This window comes from Halobacteriovorax sp. DA5 (genome assembly GCF_002903145.1).
Taxonomy (GTDB): Bacteria; Bdellovibrionota; Bacteriovoracia; order Bacteriovoracales; family Bacteriovoracaceae; genus Halobacteriovorax_A.
In genome coordinates this window covers 188,372-206,590 of sequence record NZ_PPDJ01000007.1, presented here as the reverse complement: position 1 = coordinate 206,590, position 18,219 = coordinate 188,372, and the positions used below count along the sequence as shown (strand labels likewise).

The window sequence follows — 18,219 nt, the reverse complement described above, 5'->3', positions numbered from 1 at the left end:
ATAGTGAGATTAAAGTGAAGAAAACATTTAAATTAGTGGATGAAAAGCGCTCAGCTGAAAGAGTCGCAGATAAAATTAAATTTGAAGTAAAGAAGTATATTAAAAGAGAGCGTCGAAAAGAGTTGCCTGAAGGTTCTGACTTTTGGGATTTCGACTGTCGTATTGGTGAAAGTGCAGAATCTGCTCAAGCGATTCATGAAAAAGAAATCAACAAAAAGATTGATTTACTCGTGAGTGAAAAAGCTGAGTCATTCTATTTAGAAATTATGGCAAAACAAGCTCGCCGTAATCCTCGTTCAAAAGAATAGATCTAATTAAGTTCCAGGAACCATAATTGGTTCCTGGAGATGTCAGGAGTTTTGCCAAGGGATAAATTACGCGACTTGCGGTCCACGTAAATTACTTGCTAAGCTATTACTAAATCTTTCTCTTTTCCATTTTAATAATTGCTCATCGATTTCCTCCTCTAAAAGGAGAAATGCCTGATATGGGGTATGTGCAACTTTTTTTGCATAGAAGTTTTTCGAATAGGACTTAATACTGAGCTGAGCTATATAATTAGACTCATGCTTCTTAAATTCAAGCTGATAGTGGCCATGATTAGGGCATCGGTCCATAAGCCTATCGAGTCGTGCTTTTATTTTCTGATGCTGTTCATATGTCAGCTCAATACCGAAGTCAGAAAATAAAGGTTTTGAAAAATCACATAAATTAGTTTTCTTTAACATAAAGTCTCCTTGATACGGTTTGTAGTAAAAAAGATTCTTTAGAGGTCGAAAAATTAGTTATTTACCTCTCGTAATAAAAAAATGGTAGCAAAAAAAATAGTGTCAATGCTAGCTAGGAAAATTTTTGTATTTTTCTCTAAAGCCAACTTGGTGGGCGATCGGCCTTTGCATAGCTGAGGCGACCTAGAGCACTCGTCGTAAAGTAAGCATCTAGACCTGACACACAGATTGTAGAGGCTTTATGAATATCGATATGGCCATCTTCCTCAAGGCAATCTTGTGGTAAGTGAACACTTTTAATTTCACCAATTAAAAAATGTGTACCATTTTCCTCGATTTTAATTTCACGCACAAATTTTATCGCCATTTTAATATTTGCTTCTAAAACAAATGGTGCAAGAAATTTATCTTTGTACTCTTCAGTTAGGCCACAGGCATCAAATTCACTTTGATCTTGAGGATAGCGGGCACTTGTTTGATGGGCCTTTTCTACAATTGTTTCATTAACATGGTTAATCGTAAAAAAGCCATTTTCACGAATATTTTCTAGTGTATCTCTTCTGGCCGTATCAGGTCTAATCACGAGGCCAATAAGAGCTGGAGACGCACCTAGATGAACGACAGAACTGATAATTGAAAGATTAGTTTGTCCTTCATTATTGATTGTACCGACAAGATTTGCTGACTTAAATCCTGATAAAGCATTTATGAATTTTATTCTCTTTCTCTCATCAAAGTTTTTAAAATCAGTATCATTAATTGTTGTCGTTACCATGGAATTTCTCCGCCGTCCCAAGATAGAAACTTTCCAGTTTCACTAAGTTCTCTATTATTAATGGTATTAAGTATATTAGAAGCTGTTTCGTGTGTCTCGTGAATTATGTAGGAAGTTCTACCTATAAATGGTTCGGATAATATTGTTTTAGTCGTTCCTGGATGAATAGCAAGAACTACACATTTTTTTCTCTTTCTTTCGAATTCGATAGAGATATTTTTTATAAGCATATTCAGTGCCGCTTTTGAAGTTCGGTAGCTGTACCAACCACCAATCTTATTATCTTCGATACTTCCTACTTTTGCTGAAATACTTGCAAAAAGGCTAGGAGTATTACTTAGATTCTTTTCAAAATACTTTCCAATGAGTGGTGTAACCATTGCGTTCACTTGAATAATTCTAATAAAATTCTCAGGATCAAATTCTTTAAGAGATTTTTCTGGATTAAGTTCTATGTCATGAAGCATTCCGACGCTATTAATTATCAGATCAAAAGAGCTATCAACAAGTTCTAGGGCCATGTTTTTTATCTGCTCTTCTTTAGTAGGATCTAACTGGTATACATGTAAGTTATTAGGAAATAACTTTTCTAGGCTTAATAAATCTAAGGCACTTTCTCTTTTTCGATAGGTTGCTGTGACGTGCATACCTGAGTAGTTCTCTAATAAATTTTGCACTATCCCAAGTCCAATTCCATGACCGGCACCAATTATTAGGGCATGCTTACAGTTATTGAGTCGAAAATACATCCATTCTCCTTTAGTTAATGTTAGAATAAGAATGCTAATGAAGAAAATAAATAAAATAAAAAATAAGTTCATCTCAAGACAAGTAGGGGTTGCAAAACTCGCTTTAAAAATGGGAAAAGACGTTTGGTCTAAACGTAATGAAGATTTAAAAAATAAATTGAGTGGTGGTATTGGTCCTCACGTGGAACTCATTGTAAATGAGCTCGGTGTGATGAAGGGCTCTCTCATGAAAGCTGGTCAATTACTATCGACTTATGCAAGTGCGTTTCTACCGCCTGAAGCGCAAAAAGTATTAAAGCAGTTAGAGAGTCAGTCTTACTATCTAGAGTGGGAACAAATTAAAGATCAAGTTCCTAAAAGTTTTTTAGAACAACTTGAGATAGAAGAGAAACCAATCGCGGCTGCAAGTCTTGGCCAAGTTCATCTTGCTCACTATAACGGTGTTGATTACGCCATGAAGATTCAGTACAAGGGTGTCAGAAAGGCAATCAAGAATGATGTGAAGGCCCTAAAAATCTTAATGAAGTTACTCAATGTCATACCAAAAGAAGTAGACTTAAAAGAAATCTATAGTGAAATTGAAGAGATGCTCTTTCTTGAAACTGATTATCAAGCAGAGGCTAAGTCTATAAATGAGTTTCGAAAATTATTAAGTGAATACCCGCAATACAAAATACCTGAAGTCTTAGAGGATTTTAGTAATGAGCAGGTTTTAACGATGGAATATCTTGATGGCCATAGCCTAAGAGATCTTGACCAATTAAATCTATCTCAAGAAGATCGAAACGAGCTTGGTAGAGATTTCATGAGACTTATGTTCTTAGAGCTTTTCCAGTTTAAAAAAGTTCAGACAGATGTTCATATGGGTAATTATATTTTATTACCAAATAACCGCTGGGGTTTAATTGATTTTGGTGCTTCAAAAACTCCACCAGACAATTTCTTGAAGGGCTATCAAACTCTAATCATCGCCTGCGCTAATCTTGATCGCGAGTTATTCTTCTCAAACCTCTATGAGATGGAATACCTATCTAAGAATAAAAAAACAAATGAAGACTTCTTCTGGGAGTATGCCAAAATTATAGCTGCACCTTTTCAGGGTGGGGTCTATGATTGGGGTCGCTCCAACGTTGCAGATAAGGTTATGGAAATGGCCCCTCAGCTAATGAAGGAGGTCGCCGTAGGAAATCCTTCAAGACATACCGTTTTTCTAGATCGAAAGATAGGTGGTGTTTTCTTTGTTCTTCACAAACTAGGTGCTCAATTTGATGTACGTGCCCTGCTTGATGAGTGTCTTCTTTAGTTTCAGATAGTTAGGCTCATTTTAAAAAAATTTATCAAAGCAAAGAGAATTTGTTCATAATTCTATAGAGACTACCGATAAGTTATTTAATTAATTTGCCTTAGGGTGAGTTGGTAGATGTTGATTAATTTAGGGGTTTTCATCATTGCACTTGGCCTAAATTTTAGGCGCGCTTTTTTTAAAGAGAGCGAATGATTTTAATTACTTAGCTACAAAATTAGTTTGATTTTTAGCCTTAAGTTATTATTTTTGTAGTGCACATTAAATTTTCTTTAGCATAGAAAATTTAGTGCAGTAGGTGGGGGATCTTTAAATTGAGGAATAATTCAAGATTATTCAAATTCTCATTTATCGCATCGGCTATTTTCTTAGTTTATTATTTCTCATTTTCATTCAACGAAAATCAATCTGTAAAATCTAAAGAAGAAGTTAATCAAGAAGTAACAAATAACTCAAAGCTTTCCTTAAAGAACGAGCAAAAAAATCAAAGCTATCCATTCAAGGATATCTCTCAATCTTCACAGGATGAATTCAAGAAAGAGCAAGATCGTAATGTGGCCAGTACATTAGTGGCCGAGCAGTATAACGAAGAGGAAAATATCGGATACTATTCGATTGGACAAAAGCAGGGCGGCTATAGTTCTGCATTAAGTAGTGATCCTGTAAAAAAAGTCTCTTCATTGGATGAACGTTTTTTTGAAACTCCGCCGCAAGATTTTGATTCGCCAAGTTTTGCTCCAAGTAATAAAAATAAAGAAGAGAAAGAACTTGGGATTAAAGTGACAAGTGTCTTCAATCCTTCTGAAGATTCTGTAGCAGACAATAGTGAAGAAAGTTCAAGTAATTCTTCTGGAAGCTCAAATACTTTTATCGGAAGAGTGAATCTAACTCTTTCAACGAACTCTATTAGTAACTTAAATATTTCAGGAGGAGCTTCTCCTGGACCTAGTGAAACGCTAACGTTAAAAAATTCAGGAACTGTTAAGAGTGCTGCGCTGATGGCACCAGTTATCGTTGGTGCGGATGCTGAGCATATTGAAGTTATCAATGATAATTGTGAGGGAGTTGTCTTAGCTCCTAATGATACATGTACTTTCGATATAAGGCCTGTTGCCTCAAATAATGGAAGTTATAGTGTTTCAATGTATACAAGTGACTCTAAGGAGAGTTCTGATATTGCCACAGTAAGTGGTACGCTTTCAGGCTTTGTTCCTCCTGTTGTTGATGTTATTGCTGATCAAGGGCCAATTGCGGAAGGAAGTCCAATTGCAACTATTGATGCCGGTGATGGTGGAGACGATTTTGATAGTGGAGGTGAGCCTCTTACTTATACATGTACTTATGACATGATTGCTGACGGAAATGTGAATTCGGGAATTGATTGTACTACGATAGCCGGAGTTTCATTAAATCCTTCTTCTGGTGTTATCGATTGGACGCCAAATTACTTTCAAAGTGGAAGTTACGAGTTTATGGTTGTCGCCTCAGATGGAAACCTTGTAGATGATGAGATTTTCGTTATAAATGTTGCCAATAATAATCGTGCACCTGTCATTGATAGTATTGCAAACCTAACTGTAAATGAAAATTCGGCAATGACAACTATTGACGTAGCTGATGGTGGGGATGATCTTGATATTGATCTTGAGGCCATCACTTATTCGTGTGAATTTGATACTGTTGTGGATGGAAGTGTTTCAGGGACAAGTTGTTCAACACTTTCTGGGTTTAATCTCGATCCAGCGACTGGAATTGTTAACTGGACGCCTAGTTTTATCCAGGCCGGTGGTTATGAATTTAAGATCATTGCGAGTGATGGAAGTCTTAGTGATGAAGAGATATTTACAGTCACTGTTAACAATGTGAATCGTGCACCAGTATTGGATCCTATCTCAAATATCATAGTTGCTGAAAATAGTGCCATAGCAACAGTTAATGCTGGTGATGGTGGTGATGATTTTGATATTGATCTCGAAACAATTACTTATTCTTGTTCATTTGATACTACAATTGATGGGAGTGTTACTGGAGCTGACTGTTCAACATTAACAGGGATTTCGTTTGATATTAACTCTGGAGAGTTTGACTGGACACCAAGTTACTCTCAATCAGGTGATTATGAATTTAAGATTACGGGAGCAGATGGTGGCCTTAGTGACGATGAAATCTTTTCGATTGTTGTAAATGATGTAAATGTTGCTCCAGTATTAGATGCTATTTCAGACATTATCGTAAGTGAAAATAATGCTATCACAACTGTTGATGCGGGAGATGGTGGGGACGATCTCGATTTTGATTTAAATACGATTTCTTATTCGTGTTCATTTGATACTACAATTGATGGAAGTGTTATTGGAGCTGACTGTTCAACGTTAACAGGAGTATCGTTTAATTCTGTTAATGGTGAATTAGATTGGACTCCTGATTTTGATCAAGAAGGAACTTACGAATTTAAGATCACGGGAGGTGATGGCAGCTTAAGTGATGATGAAATCTTTGTGGTTACTGTTACAAATACTAATCGTGCTCCTGTGCTTGATGCTATTGCCGATTTTAGTGTCACTGAAAACTCTGCCATAACTACAGTTGATGCAGGTGATGGAGGCGATGATAGTGATATTGATTTAGATACAATTTCATACACTTGCTTTTATGATACAACAGTTGATGGTAGTGTTGGTTCAACTAGTTGTCTAAGTCTTTCAGGAGTATCATTTAATACGACAACAGGAGAGCTTGATTGGACGACTGATTTTACTCAGAGTGGATTATATGAGTTTAGAATCAATGGTAGCGACGCAAGTTTAAGTGATGATGAGATTTTTGTCATTACAGTCAATAATGTTAATCAAGCTCCTGTCCTTGATGCTATTTCTGACTTTAGTATTGCTGAGAATGCTTCAATAACAACTGTTAATGCAAATGATTCAGGTGACGATTTAGATGGTGATTTTGAGGCCATAACATATTCGTGTTTATATGACACCGTTATTGATGGGGTGGTATCAATAGGTTCAAATTGTACGACACTAACGGGAGTCAGTTTAAATACCGCAACAGGTGAGCTCGATTGGACTCCTGATTATGATCAATCTGGAAATTATGAATTTAGAATTATAGGTAGTGATGGTACGTTAGATGATGACGAAATATTTGTTATTAACGTAACAAATACTAATCGTGCACCAGTCTTAGATCCAATTGGTGATCAAACAGTTGCAGAAAATTCTTCGCTATCAACTATCAATGCTGCTGATGGAGCAGACGACTTAGATGTTGATCTAGATACCATTACTTATAACTGTGAATACGATTCTGTCATTGATGGGGCAGTGACGAGTGGAACTGATTGTTCTCTACTTCCAGGAGCATCTTTTGTAATCGCAACAGGGGTTCTAAATTGGACTCCTAATTTCTCTCAGGCAGGAACTTATGAGTTTAAGATTGTTGGGAGTGATGGAAGCCTAAGTGATGATGAGATATTTTCAATCACTGTAAATAATGTCAATCGTGCCCCTGTATTAGATAGTATTTCCGATGCATCAGTAAATGAGAATTCAGCTTTAACTACGATTAATGCAGCTGACGGTGCTGATGATTTAGATATTGATTTAGATACAATTACTTATTCATGTACTTTCGATACTACTGTTGATGGAAGTGTCGCAGGTGCCAATTGTTCGACTCTATCAGGTGTTACATTTAATACCTCAACAGGGGAGCTTGATTGGACGCCAAATTATAGTCAAGCCGGAAGCTATGAGTTTCAAGTTAATGGTAGTGATGGAAGCTTAAGTGATAATGAAATATTTGTCGTCACTGTTAATAATGTCAACCAGCCTCCAGTCCTAGATAGTATTTCAAATCAATCTGTCGCGGAAAACTCTGTGATGACTCCAATTAATGCCGGTGATGGTGGAGACGACTTAGATAATGACAATGATGCGATCTCTTATACATGTATCTATGATACTGTCGTAAATGGTAGTGTCAGTGGTGCAAATTGTGCGTCTCTTACTGGAGCTAGCTTTAATGGTACGACAGGAGTTTTAAATTGGACTCCTAATTATGATCAGTCTGGTTCATATGAGTTTCAAATAACTGGATCAGATGGAAGTTTAAGTGACTCTGAGATTTTTAGCGTTACGGTTACAAATACAAATCGTGCTCCTGTACTAGATTCTATCGCAGATATCGTTGTTTCTGAAAACTCTGCGATGTCGAGTGTGAATGCTGCAGATGGGGGAGATGATTTAGATGCTGATTTAGATTCTATTTCATATTCATGTACATATGACACAGTTGTTGATGGTGCTGTTGCAAGTGCTACTTCTTGTACATCGTTGTCAGGGGTTTCATTCTCCGCGACGACCGGGGTAATGGATTGGACACCTGATTATACTCAATCTGGTAATTATGAATTTAAAATTGTCGCTAGTGATGGAAGCTTAAGTGATGATGAAATCTTTAGTGTAACAGTTAATAATGTAAATGCTCCTCCTGTTCTTGATGCAATCGCTGATCAAAATAGTGCAATTGAAAATACTCCTATCACAACTGTTAATGCATCAGATGGGGGAGACGATCTTGATCTCGATGGTCAGGCGCTAACTTATTCATGTACATACGATATCAATATTGATGGTAGTGTTTCAGGCTCAAGCTGTACGAGCTTAACAGGAGTCAGCTTTAATATCTCGACAGGTGTTATGGACTGGACTCCTGACTTAACCCAAGATGGTGAGTATGAGTTTATGATTACGGCAACAGACGGTAGTTTAACGGATAACGAAATATTTGCAATCGTTGTAGCCGACCTTCCAGGGCCTTCTTATAATGAAACATTTGCTTCGACAGGGGTTACGACGTGGTCTCAATCTGCAACTGATGATGGAAATTGGTCTGTCGATCCTGATACTACTCCAAGCTCTGGAACTGGTCCTAGTTCTCCAACAGATGGTACTTATTATGCTTTCATTGAGTCATCGAGTAATTATAATAATACTCATGTGATAGAAAGTCCGGTTTTCAATACGGTTACTGATAAGTATGTGATTGAATTTGATTGGCATATGTATGGTGCCGCGATGGGAGAGTTAAATTTAGAGTATTCTCTTGATGGTGGAAGTACATGGGAGCCAAGCATTCTTTGGGGCCAATCTGGAGATCAAGGAAATTCATGGTTCTCTGAAAGTATTAACTTATGTGAATCTTTCCCCGGTTCAACAACTACAATGGTTCGCTTTAGAGGAGTGACAGGTAGTACCTATACCTCAGATATGGCCTTAGATAATATTCGACTTACTGCAGGACATCCATGTGATATCCCTCCTGTTATTTCTTCAGTTGCCGATCAAAATTCGTTAATTAGTACAGCAACAACTCCGATTCCATTTACTATTGGTGATGCTGATTCGACGATAACTTGTTCTGGTTCAGTAACTGGAAGTTCTAGTAATACTGCTCTACTTAGTAATGCAAATATTGTTATTGGTGGAACGGCCCCTAACTGTACAGTTACGCTAACTCCAAATGCTGGTGTTAAAGATACGAGCGTTGTTACACTTGCTCTTACAGATGGAAACTCGACCGTTTATGAAATATTTAATTATCAGACGGTTGAGCAATTTGACATTTCTCCAGAGGTTTTAAGTAGTCTTGATATTGAACCCGGAGAAATTGGAGATGAGTCTATTTTAACTGTGACGAATAATGGAACGATTTCAACAGGTACAATTCAATCTCCAGTTATTACTGGAGACACAAGTAATTTTGAAGTCGTTGTTGATAATTGTACGGGAATCTCTTTAGGAGCAGGAGCAAGTTGTACAATCAGTGTTCGTGGTGTTGAAACGGCCGCAACAACATACACAGGTAGTCTAACTGTTTCAGATGGAACATATACAACACCTACTGTTTCATTATCTGGTAAACAAATTAATCCGTTTAAGACGACTTGGAGAACGACGGCTGTGAATGAAGTTGTCACTTTACCACTTGTAGCAACTTATAATTATAATTTTACAGTTGATTGGGGTGACGGAACACCTGTTCAGACAATTACATCAGATACTGATGCAAATAAGGCCCATACTTATGCAAGTGCTGGTGACTATCAAGTGAAGATTGTTGGTACATTTGAGGGAATGGATTTTCTCAATGGTGCTTATACTAATCAACATCAATTAATTTCAGTCGAATCTCTTGGAGAAGTTGGTTGGGTAAGTTTATCTCGAGCATTTTACAATTGTAATCAACTTACGACTTTTGTTGCAGGTACGGCGTCAACTGGTATTACGTCGCTTGAATATACTTTTATGAATAATACGTCTTTAACTTCAGTTGATATGACCGGGCTTGATACAAGTAGTGTTGTAACAATGTCCTATATGTTTAATGGGGCGACAGCTTTGACAACACTTGATTTATCTGGATTTAATACTTCAAATGTTGATTCGATGACACAGGTTTTTTCTAATATGGGGAGTCTGACTAGTTTAAATATTTCTAATTTCGATACAAGTAATGTTTTAAGTTTCATTAGTATGTTTCAGGGAGTTACTAATCTGACTTCTCTTGATCTGTCTCACTTTGATACTTCTAGTGCTCTTTATATGACTGCGATGTTTAAAGACATGAGAAATCTTACGTCTCTTAATATCTCAAATTTTAACACTGCAAGTGTGACGAATATGAAGGAGATGTTTAAGTATGTTCAAAGTTTAACGACTTTAAACCTATCAAATTTTAATACAGGAAATGTAACGAATATGGAGGGGATGTTCTTCCATGTGGATTCTCTCACAACATTAGACTTATCAAGTTTTGATACGAGTAAAGTTACTAATATGAGAGATATGTTTTACTGGAACACTAATATGCTTTCAATGAATCTCTCTTCATTTAATACTGCAAATGTCACTACGATGGAGAGAATGTTTGCAAGTAATACTCTTTTATCTAGTCTTAATGTTTCTAATTTTGACACGACAAAAGTTACGACAATGAAGAGTATGTTCTCTGGTCTTGATACACTAACAACATTAGATCTTTCAAGTTTCAATACTGCCAATGTTACTGATATGTCTTATATGTTTTCATCGGGCATTAGTTTAACTTCGCTAAATATTTCAAGCTTTAATACTTCTAAGGTTAGGTATATGCAGTATCTATTTAGCAATCTTAATTCTTTACCAAGTTTAAGTGTGGCCCACTTTGATACTGCCATTGTTGAAAATATGGATCGAATGTTTAGTGGGATGAGTACTATTACAACTTTAGACCTAAGTATGCTTGATACATCGAATGTTACGAATATGACGGCTACTTTTTCAAATATGACTGCATTAACTTCTTTAAATCTTACAGGCTTCGAAACTAATAGTGTGACGAGAATGGAGAGGATGTTTGATGGCACCTCTTCTTTAGCAACTCTTGATTTGACAAGTTTTGATACTTCTCTCGTTACAACAATGACGTATATGTTTTCTGGTATGGACTCTTTAACAAGTCTTGATATTTCAACATTTGACACTTCATCTGTGACAAATTTTGCTTATATGTTTAGAGATACTATTTTATCAGTTATTGATCTAACGCATTTTAATACTTCAAGTGCAACTAGCTTCGTAGGGATGTTCTATTTCGCTAATGGAGTTTCATCAATTAATATGGCAGGACTTAATACATCAAGTGTAACATCGATGACTTGGATGTTTAGATATGCGGATGTCTTGGCCGTTGATGCGACAGGGTGGGATCTTACAAGTGTAGCAAGTAGTACTGATATGTGGACGTCTTCAAATGCTTTTCTTGTTTTAACATGTGACCAAGGAGGCTCGCCTGGTACAGGTGATATCTTCGGAGAACCTTGTAATTAATTTTCTATAATTTTTGTGCGGCCTTGATTAGTTTCTCATTAAAGAGCTTAATGTGTTCTCTTTGATATTCCCATTGGTGCAGAAAGAGTGAAACACTAAAATTCTTAGATGGATTTAATTGAACGAATTTTCTCTTCTTCATCTCTTTTTCCATATCAATGAAGGGAAGGAGTCCATAGCCGTACCCTCCTAGGATTGCTTTTTTAAAACTTTGGACTGATGGCATAAGATTGATTTTAGTAAGCTTATCGACTTTAAAATTTTCTTTCAAATAAGTGTGTTGGGCCTTGTCATATTTATCAAAGACGACAAGAGGAGCCTCTGAGAGAGTTTTTTTATTCACACCTTCATTGAAATATTCCTTATAAAACTTCTTAGAACAAACTAGCGAGTAGACCATATCTCCTAGATGAGTCGAGGTGTGGTTAGGAAGAGGCTTCTTCTCAGAACTTATACACATATCAACTTGACCGCTTTTTAAATATTTTAAAGTATTGTCTTGGTCGTCAGCTATAATTTGTAATGTCAAAACTTGAGATACTTTTGTATCAGTAAGGACATCGAGAAAAAACAAGTCGAGGCTATCTCGGTTCATGGCAATCTTTAAAGTAGGCTTTGCTTTTTTGATATCATCATCTTCTAGAATTTCATTTTCTAGGCTTGTTACTTTTCGCAAAAGATTCAGGTACGACTTTCCTTTTTCAGTTGCACGGTAGGGTGTCTTTCTAATTAATAATTTTGTCCCAAGAAAGGACTCAAAGTTTTGTATTCTTTGAGTTACTGCAGACTGGGAAATACCTATGGCCTTAGAAGCAAGTTCAAAACTTTGATATTCGATGACGGCCTGTAAGGCCCTGAGTGCATGGTAATCAATCATTATTTACTCTCATAAGTTTTACTAATTAATAATTAAAAAGATTAATTTAACTTATATCATGATTTGCATTAAATTACGCCTCAGGAGCAGGTATTATGGAATTTTTTACTCAAGGTTTTTTATTGCAGGCAAGTCTTATTCTAGCACTGGGTGCACAGAACCTTTTTCTTATTGATATTGGCACTAAGAAAAAGAATCACTACCTAGCAGCAGCTATTTGTTCAGTGTGTGATATGGCGCTAATTCTATTGGCCGTTCTCGGTGTTTCTGGTGTTCTTGTAAAAACTGTTGAGTTTAAAGTCGGTATCGGACTTCTTGGAGCTTCTTTTCTGCTTTACTATGCGGTAATGAAATTTATTGACTCTGTGAAGGGTGTTAAGGAAGTTGAAGAGAGTAAGAAGTTTGCTCTTTCGCGTCGTCTTGTGATTTTAACGACGCTTAGTTTTACCCTGCTTAATCCTCACGTCTATATTGATGCCTTTTTCTTAATTGGTGGATACTCAACACGCTTTAATTTAGTTCAAGATCGTTTTCTTTTTGGACTTGGTGCCGGTGTGTTTTCAATTATATGGTTTTACTTTCTAGTGACTTTTTCTTCTAAGTTCTCTCATATTTTAACTAAAGAGAAGAACTTAAGAATCTCGTCACTTGCTACCGCTATTGTACTAGGTTATCTTGCTCATAAGCTTGGAAGTGAATCTGTAACAGAGTTTATTCAACTACTCTCATAGGAGTTCTTATGGCCTCGACAACTACTGCATGGGTTATTCTTGTTATTGCAGGTCTTCTTGAAGTATGTTGGGCAATTGGACTTAAATATACTGAAGGCTTTACGAAACTGATTCCAAGTATATTCACTCTTGTAACTCTAGCTGCAAGCATGTTCTTACTTGCTAAGGCCAGTCAAACTCTTCCTATTGGAACGGCCTACGGTGTATGGGTTGGAATAGGAGCGCTAGGTGCTGCAATCTTAGGAATAGTTCTCTTCAATGAGCCAATTACTCTTGCACGTACAGCTTTTCTAGCGCTACTGCTTATTTCAATTATTGGTCTAAAACTTACTGCTTAAAAATTTCAGACAGAAGCTTTAGAGATTTTATCTTTTTCTCATTATCGAAAATTGAGGTCACAACCATTAACTCATCTGGACGGTAACGTTCGATAAACTGATCAAGGCCTCTTTTAACAGTTTCTTTGGAACCAACAAAAGAGAAGTGAAGCATATGTTGGGCCATCATCTTCTCGTGCATATCCCAATAGGTATCCATATCTTCAATAGGAGCTTGGAATTTCTTCTTTAATCCACGACGAAGATTGGCAAATGATTGTTTCTGGCTTGTTGAGAGAAATTGTGCTTCCTCATCAGTATCTGCAATGATGATATTCACACCCAACATAACATAGGGTTTGTCTTGTTGAGCCGATGGTTCAAAGCCCGCATGATAAAGAGATAGTGCTTCTTGAATTGCATCAGGGGCAAAGTGCGAAGCAAAGGCATATGGTAATCCAAGGTGTGCAGCAAGCTGTGCTCCAAAAGTACTTGATCCTAGAATCCATAAGGGAACTTGTGATCCTAGCCCAGGAGTGGCGACTATTGGATCGTTTGCACTTTCCATTGAGAGTAGACGCTGAAGCTCAACAATATCTTGTGGGAAATTATTTGAACTTTGAGCTGTTGTTCTTAAAGCCTGCACGGTCATTTGATCAGTTCCTGGAGCGCGGCCAAGACCTAAATCAATACGTCCAGGATAAAGTGCTTCTAGTGTTCCAAACTGCTCAGCAATAACAAGAGGAGAGTGATTTGGAAGCATTATTCCACCAGCTCCAATACGAATTGTTTTTGTTTGACTTGCTAGTAATCCAATAACTACTGAAGTTGCTGCACTTGCGATGGCAGGCATATTGTGGTGCTCGGCCACCCAAATACGATTGTAGCCATATTCTTCTGCTGCTTGCGCGCTACGAACTGAATTATCAAAAGCATCTTTTACGTGCTGGCCTTCATTAACGAAGACCAAGTCTAGTATCGATAGTTTTGGTGTCATCACAGCTCCTTTAATGTCGGGTAATCTGTATAACCAACATGATCAGGTCCATAGAATGTATCAAAGATTGGCTCATTTAATGGTGCATCAATTCTTAGTCTTTCAACTAAGTCTGGGTTTGCAATAAATGGAACACCAAAAGAGATGGCATCAGCAATTTTATCTTCCAATGCTTTTTCAGCTGTTATCTTTGTAAATTTTTGATTGGCAATTAGAACACCATCAAATTTTTCTTTTAATTTTGGGAAGAGACTTTGCTCATCTAGTGGGTCGCGAGTAAATATGAAAGCAATCTTGCTCTTATTTAATTCTTCTACCACATGGCCAAAAAGTTCCAGGGGATTAGAGTCACCCATGTCGTGGCTATCGCAGCGAGGAGCAAGATGAACGCCGACGCGATCAGCGCCCCATACTTCAATGAGTTGGTCTGTAATTTCAAGCAAGAATCTTGTACGGTTTTCAATCGTCCCTCCGTAGATATCGTCTCTCTTATTAGTTGAGTCTTGTAAGAATTGGTCAATTAGGTAGCCATTGGCAGCGTGTACTTCAACTCCGTCAAAGCCAGCTTCCATCGCATTGATGGCCGCTTGACGATAGTCTTTTACAATTGCTTTCACTTCTTCAGTTTCAAGTGCACGAGGTACTTCGTAGTTAGTAATTGGTCGTACTAGTGATACATGTCCCGTAGGCTGGATAGCACTTGGTGCAACAGGCTTTTGCCCATTTAAAAAACTTGAGTGAGAGATCCTTCCCACATGCCAAAGTTGCATATAAATTTTTGAACCTTTTGCGTGAACTGCATCTGTTACTTTACGCCAGCCATCGATTTGATCCTTCGACCAAATTCCTGGTGTATTTGCGTAACCAACGGCAGAGGGTGTAATTGCCGTTGCTTCTGTAAGGATCATTCCTGCATCAGCTCGTTGTTCATAGTATTTCACCATGAGGTCATTAGGAATTCGTTCAGCTCCTGCTCTGGCACGAGTTAGAGGGGCCATAATAATTCTATTTTTTAGCTCAACACTTCCAAGCTTTATCGGTGTAAATAAATTCGTACTCAATTGAGACTCCTTTAGTTTGATGTTTATCAAACAATAGGCCTGCCCTTGATAAAAATCAAGTCCTTTGTTAGAATTTTATCTAACTATGAATGATTGCACACAAATACCATTAGATAAGATCTTTAAATCACTAGGCGATCCCATTCGCATGAGTGTGATAAAGCAGTTAATTGCATATGAAGAAGAGCATGGTCACAAGGAGATTACTTGTGGAGGCTTCGATTATTGCGTAAATAAGGCCACTTTTTCTCATCATATTAAGATTCTTATTGAGGCCCATATCATTTGCCAAAGAACAGAAGGGGTGAAGAAGTACCTATTTCTCAACCCTAATATCAAAAAGTATTACCCTGGCTTGATCGAAACAATTAAAAAAACATGCGAATAAAATACAGTAAGAAGAATCTCGCTTGTATTAGAGCTTTGGACATAGTATCTTGTGTCAAATTAGGTTTCCTATAGTTCACTTCCTTATTTCGGTTCTGTCTATTTTTAATCTTTTATTATTTAGAAACGACAGAATTGCAGGGAATACCTTAGTGAACGAAGTGCTTAATGCAGACTCAGTACCATTGAAAGATCTTATTAAAAATCCGCGTACATTTATGAGAAGCAATAATCATCCTCTGGAGCATGCAAAGGATTTAGACCGAACACTTGGTTTTCGTATTCCAAGAATAGAGGGGAAACTTCTACAAAAATACAAAGCTTATTATAAGCAAAATGATGGAACAAAGGGAAAGCAGCACTTTCAGGGGACACAGACTTGGATTGGACTGCATCCACAGGTTTTACAAACACCGTATAATGATATCTTTGAGGCCCTTTATCTTTTAAAAGACTTTGAAGTAAATAAAGTGGTGGATATTGGTGCAGGTTATGGACGCGTAGGCATTGTGATGAACTCTGTCTTTCCTGAGGCCCGCTTCATTGGATATGAGATTCTTAAACAAAGAGAGAGTGAGGGAAATCGCCTCTTTGAGAGATTAGAATTGCTCAATTGTGAGATTCTCTTAGAAGATGTTTTAGAAGATGACTTTATTTTGCCAAAGGCACAGATCTATTTTATCTATGACTTTAGTGAAATTGAGGATATTTCTAAGATTTTAGACGAGCTTGTGGCCCGTGTTGATGATTACAGCTTTTTTCTGGTAACGAGAGGCGATCGAATCGATTTCTTACTAGAGAGAAAATATAAAAAATTATGGAATGCCAATGGGCGCTTAAGCTCTGGCGAATTAAAAATATATAGTTCTAACGTAGACCTAAAGAAGCTTAAACATAAGGAGTAAGTATGAAAACAGGTAAAGTTAAGTTTTTTAATGATGAGAAAGGTTTTGGATTTATCGTTCCAGACGATGGAAGCAAAGATCTTTTCGTACACATTTCAGCAGTAAACGGTAACACTCTAAGTGAAAATGACGCTGTTGAATTTGAAGTAGGTGAAGGACAAAAAGGTCCTTGTGCTGTTTCAGTAAGCGTTCTTTCTTAATCTTAAGAATGACTCGTCGTACCTTTTAAGAAAGCGAAGAATTTCAGCTTCTTAGAAGGTACACCTTCTTATAAAGTCCATTTGTTTATAAGAAACCCTAATACTTCCTATAAGATTTAGTAAATTTTTCATTGTGTTCATGTATTTTAGTAGATACTCTCTTGGCATGAAAATCACACACATCGCAACACTACTTATTTTAATCTCAAGCGCGGCCTTCGGCTCATCTTGTGATCAAGAATTTTTTTACTCAGGACTTTCAACTGCTTCATCTGGATATGTATTTAAGTCACAGCTTTCTTCTCTTTTAAGAAGAACTCATCGTGGTATCTCGTATGATGACCTTCTTAAGGCGTATCGTAGCACTGATCTCGATACTACTTACGATGGTGATCGCACGATAATGGATATGTATTCTGAGAACCCAAACGGAAAAGATCCATATCGCTACCAACCTGGCCGTCGTACTTGTGGCCAGTATAAAGGTGAAGGGGATTGCTACAATCGTGAACACCTATTTCCACAAGGGCTTTTTAACAAGAGACGCCCAATGAAGACAGATATCTTTCATGTTTATCCAACAGATGGAAAGGTAAATGGCCACCGTGGTTCTTACCCATTTGGAGAAGTTGGAAAAGCTTCATGGGTTTCTAAAAATGGTTCTAAGATTGGTACAAGCTCGACAAGTGGATATCGTGGAAGAGTTTTCGAACCTATTGATGAATTTAAAGGTGATATCGCTAGAGCAATGCTTTACTTTGCTGTTCGTTATGAAGCTGAGATTCCTAGGTTTAAAGATAATCCAATGACAAATGGCTCTCGTGAACAAACTTATAGCTCTTGGTTTATTAAGCTTCTTTTGAAGTGGCACAAGCAAGATCCTGTAAGTGAGCACGAAAGAAGAAGAAATGATATCGCATGCGAATATCAAAAGAATCGTAATCCTTTCATTGATCACCCTGAGTGGGCAATGGCCATTTGGGAAGTTCAATAGATGTTTCGAATTCTAATTACAGTTATTCTAACATTTATTTTTCTCGTTCCGTTCTTCTCCACACCAGTTGGAGAAGAACTGTATCTAGAATATCAAGATACGGAACTCTACAGATCAATCTATTGCCAATATGTTGAGTGGTTTGGTGCTGAAGGTTTTGATAAAATTAAGTTTGCTGTAAAGTGCCAACTGCTAAAATAAGTCTATAAAATCAAAAAACTAAAATGTAATTTCAATAAGTTATATCATTTAACTTGAGTCTACTCGTGTCTTGTGGCATATTTTAGAGTCTACGTCTAGACACGTTGTCTATAA

16 protein-coding genes are annotated in these 18,219 nt (G+C 37.2%); 10 read left to right on the top strand and 6 right to left on the bottom strand.

Annotated elements, in window-relative coordinates:
- The first annotated feature begins 14 nt into the window (after positions 1–14).
- Positions 15–308, top strand: a complete 294-nt coding sequence (locus C0Z22_RS10215) for a DUF6172 family protein (protein WP_103218271.1) — start codon at positions 15–17, stop codon at positions 306–308.
- 66 nt (positions 309–374) lie between these two features.
- On the opposite strand, the gene C0Z22_RS10210 is transcribed toward C0Z22_RS10215, so the two are convergent.
- From C0Z22_RS10210 to C0Z22_RS10200, 3 genes are all read right to left on the bottom strand, one after another.
- Positions 375–728 (bottom strand): hypothetical protein, encoded by a 354-nt coding sequence (locus C0Z22_RS10210; protein WP_103218270.1) that lies wholly within the window; start codon positions 726–728, stop codon positions 375–377.
- A 136-nt stretch (positions 729–864) separates the two neighbouring features.
- On the bottom strand, positions 865–1,503 hold the full coding sequence (locus C0Z22_RS10205) for a flavin reductase family protein (RefSeq protein ID WP_103218269.1): 639 nt from the start codon (positions 1,501–1,503) through the stop codon (positions 865–867).
- Positions 1,497–2,252: an SDR family NAD(P)-dependent oxidoreductase gene (locus tag C0Z22_RS10200; protein ID WP_158246891.1), complete on the bottom strand. Its 756-nt coding sequence runs from the start codon at positions 2,250–2,252 to the stop codon at positions 1,497–1,499. The genes C0Z22_RS10205 and C0Z22_RS10200 overlap by 7 nt, the downstream gene beginning before the upstream one ends.
- A 37-nt stretch (positions 2,253–2,289) precedes the next feature.
- Here C0Z22_RS10200 and C0Z22_RS10195 point away from each other — a divergent pair, with 37 nt between their 5' ends.
- Both C0Z22_RS10195 and C0Z22_RS10190 read left to right on the top strand, forming a co-directional pair.
- Positions 2,290–3,555: an AarF/ABC1/UbiB kinase family protein gene (locus tag C0Z22_RS10195; RefSeq protein WP_158246890.1), complete on the top strand. Its 1,266-nt coding sequence runs from the start codon at positions 2,290–2,292 to the stop codon at positions 3,553–3,555.
- A gap of 314 nt (positions 3,556–3,869) precedes the next feature.
- The gene (locus C0Z22_RS10190; protein WP_103218266.1) at positions 3,870–11,435 is read left to right on the top strand and encodes a BspA family leucine-rich repeat surface protein; all 7,566 of its coding nucleotides are present in this window, start codon (positions 3,870–3,872) and stop codon (positions 11,433–11,435) included.
- Between the two features lie 4 nt (positions 11,436–11,439).
- Here the strand turns inward: C0Z22_RS10190 and C0Z22_RS10185 are convergent, their stop codons facing one another.
- The gene (locus C0Z22_RS10185) at positions 11,440–12,312 is read right to left on the bottom strand and encodes an ArgP/LysG family DNA-binding transcriptional regulator (RefSeq protein ID WP_103218265.1); all 873 of its coding nucleotides are present in this window, start codon (positions 12,310–12,312) and stop codon (positions 11,440–11,442) included.
- Positions 12,313–12,407: 95 nt separating this feature from the next.
- On the opposite strand from C0Z22_RS10185, the gene C0Z22_RS10180 reads away from it, so the two are divergent.
- A complete protein-coding gene (locus tag C0Z22_RS10180) occupies positions 12,408–13,043 on the top strand; it encodes a LysE/ArgO family amino acid transporter (protein WP_103218264.1) in 636 nt (211 codons plus the stop codon).
- Between the two features lie 8 nt (positions 13,044–13,051).
- Positions 13,052–13,381 (top strand): quaternary ammonium compound efflux SMR transporter SugE, encoded by a 330-nt coding sequence (gene sugE / locus C0Z22_RS10175; RefSeq protein ID WP_103218263.1) that lies wholly within the window; start codon positions 13,052–13,054, stop codon positions 13,379–13,381.
- On the opposite strand, the gene C0Z22_RS10170 is transcribed toward sugE, so the two are convergent.
- The gene (locus C0Z22_RS10170; RefSeq protein WP_103218262.1) at positions 13,371–14,357 is read right to left on the bottom strand and encodes an LLM class flavin-dependent oxidoreductase; all 987 of its coding nucleotides are present in this window, start codon (positions 14,355–14,357) and stop codon (positions 13,371–13,373) included. The genes sugE and C0Z22_RS10170 overlap by 11 nt on opposite strands.
- Complete coding sequence (locus C0Z22_RS10165; protein ID WP_103218261.1) at positions 14,357–15,418, bottom strand: alkene reductase; 1,062 nt, start codon at positions 15,416–15,418, stop codon at positions 14,357–14,359. The genes C0Z22_RS10170 and C0Z22_RS10165 overlap by 1 nt, the downstream gene beginning before the upstream one ends.
- Positions 15,419–15,503: 85 nt before the next feature.
- Here C0Z22_RS10165 and C0Z22_RS16265 point away from each other — a divergent pair, with 85 nt between their 5' ends.
- The 5 genes from C0Z22_RS16265 to C0Z22_RS10140 all read left to right on the top strand — a co-directional run bounded on the left by C0Z22_RS16265 (position 15,504) and on the right by C0Z22_RS10140 (position 18,105).
- Positions 15,504–15,806: a helix-turn-helix transcriptional regulator gene (locus C0Z22_RS16265; RefSeq protein WP_103218260.1), complete on the top strand. Its 303-nt coding sequence runs from the start codon at positions 15,504–15,506 to the stop codon at positions 15,804–15,806.
- Between the two features lie 151 nt (positions 15,807–15,957).
- Positions 15,958–16,710, top strand: a complete 753-nt coding sequence (locus C0Z22_RS10155) for a class I SAM-dependent methyltransferase (RefSeq protein ID WP_103218259.1) — start codon at positions 15,958–15,960, stop codon at positions 16,708–16,710.
- A gap of 2 nt (positions 16,711–16,712) precedes the next feature.
- Positions 16,713–16,910: a cold-shock protein gene (locus C0Z22_RS10150; protein ID WP_103218258.1), complete on the top strand. Its 198-nt coding sequence runs from the start codon at positions 16,713–16,715 to the stop codon at positions 16,908–16,910.
- Between the two features lie 166 nt (positions 16,911–17,076).
- Positions 17,077–17,904 carry an endonuclease gene (locus C0Z22_RS10145; RefSeq protein WP_158246888.1) on the top strand — a complete coding sequence of 276 codons (828 nt, stop codon included), beginning with the start codon at positions 17,077–17,079 and terminating at the stop codon, positions 17,902–17,904.
- Positions 17,905–18,105, top strand: a complete 201-nt coding sequence (locus C0Z22_RS10140; protein ID WP_103218256.1) for a hypothetical protein — start codon at positions 17,905–17,907, stop codon at positions 18,103–18,105.
- Positions 18,106–18,219: the final 114 nt, after the last annotated feature.

What these genes read in the sequence shown, in the direction of transcription:
- C0Z22_RS10210 (WP_103218270.1), bottom strand. Translation starts at nt 728, where the DNA reads ATGTTAAAGAAAACTAATTTATGTGATTTTTCAAAACCTTTATTTTCT.
- C0Z22_RS10205 (WP_103218269.1), bottom strand. Translation starts at nt 1,503, where the DNA reads ATGGTAACGACAACAATTAATGATACTGATTTTAAAAACTTTGATGAG.
- C0Z22_RS10200 (WP_158246891.1), bottom strand. Translation starts at nt 2,252, where the DNA reads ATGTATTTTCGACTCAATAACTGTAAGCATGCCCTAATAATTGGTGCC.
- C0Z22_RS10195 (WP_158246890.1), top strand. Translation starts at nt 2,290, where the DNA reads ATGAAGAAAATAAATAAAATAAAAAATAAGTTCATCTCAAGACAAGTA.
- C0Z22_RS10185 (WP_103218265.1), bottom strand. Translation starts at nt 12,312, where the DNA reads ATGATTGATTACCATGCACTCAGGGCCTTACAGGCCGTCATCGAATAT.
- C0Z22_RS10180 (WP_103218264.1), top strand. Translation starts at nt 12,408, where the DNA reads ATGGAATTTTTTACTCAAGGTTTTTTATTGCAGGCAAGTCTTATTCTA.
- sugE (WP_103218263.1), top strand. Translation starts at nt 13,052, where the DNA reads ATGGCCTCGACAACTACTGCATGGGTTATTCTTGTTATTGCAGGTCTT.
- C0Z22_RS10170 (WP_103218262.1), bottom strand. Translation starts at nt 14,357, where the DNA reads ATGACACCAAAACTATCGATACTAGACTTGGTCTTCGTTAATGAAGGC.
- C0Z22_RS16265 (WP_103218260.1), top strand. Translation starts at nt 15,504, where the DNA reads ATGAATGATTGCACACAAATACCATTAGATAAGATCTTTAAATCACTA.
- C0Z22_RS10150 (WP_103218258.1), top strand. Translation starts at nt 16,713, where the DNA reads ATGAAAACAGGTAAAGTTAAGTTTTTTAATGATGAGAAAGGTTTTGGA.
- C0Z22_RS10145 (WP_158246888.1), top strand. Translation starts at nt 17,077, where the DNA reads ATGAAAATCACACACATCGCAACACTACTTATTTTAATCTCAAGCGCG.
- C0Z22_RS10140 (WP_103218256.1), top strand. Translation starts at nt 17,905, where the DNA reads ATGTTTCGAATTCTAATTACAGTTATTCTAACATTTATTTTTCTCGTT.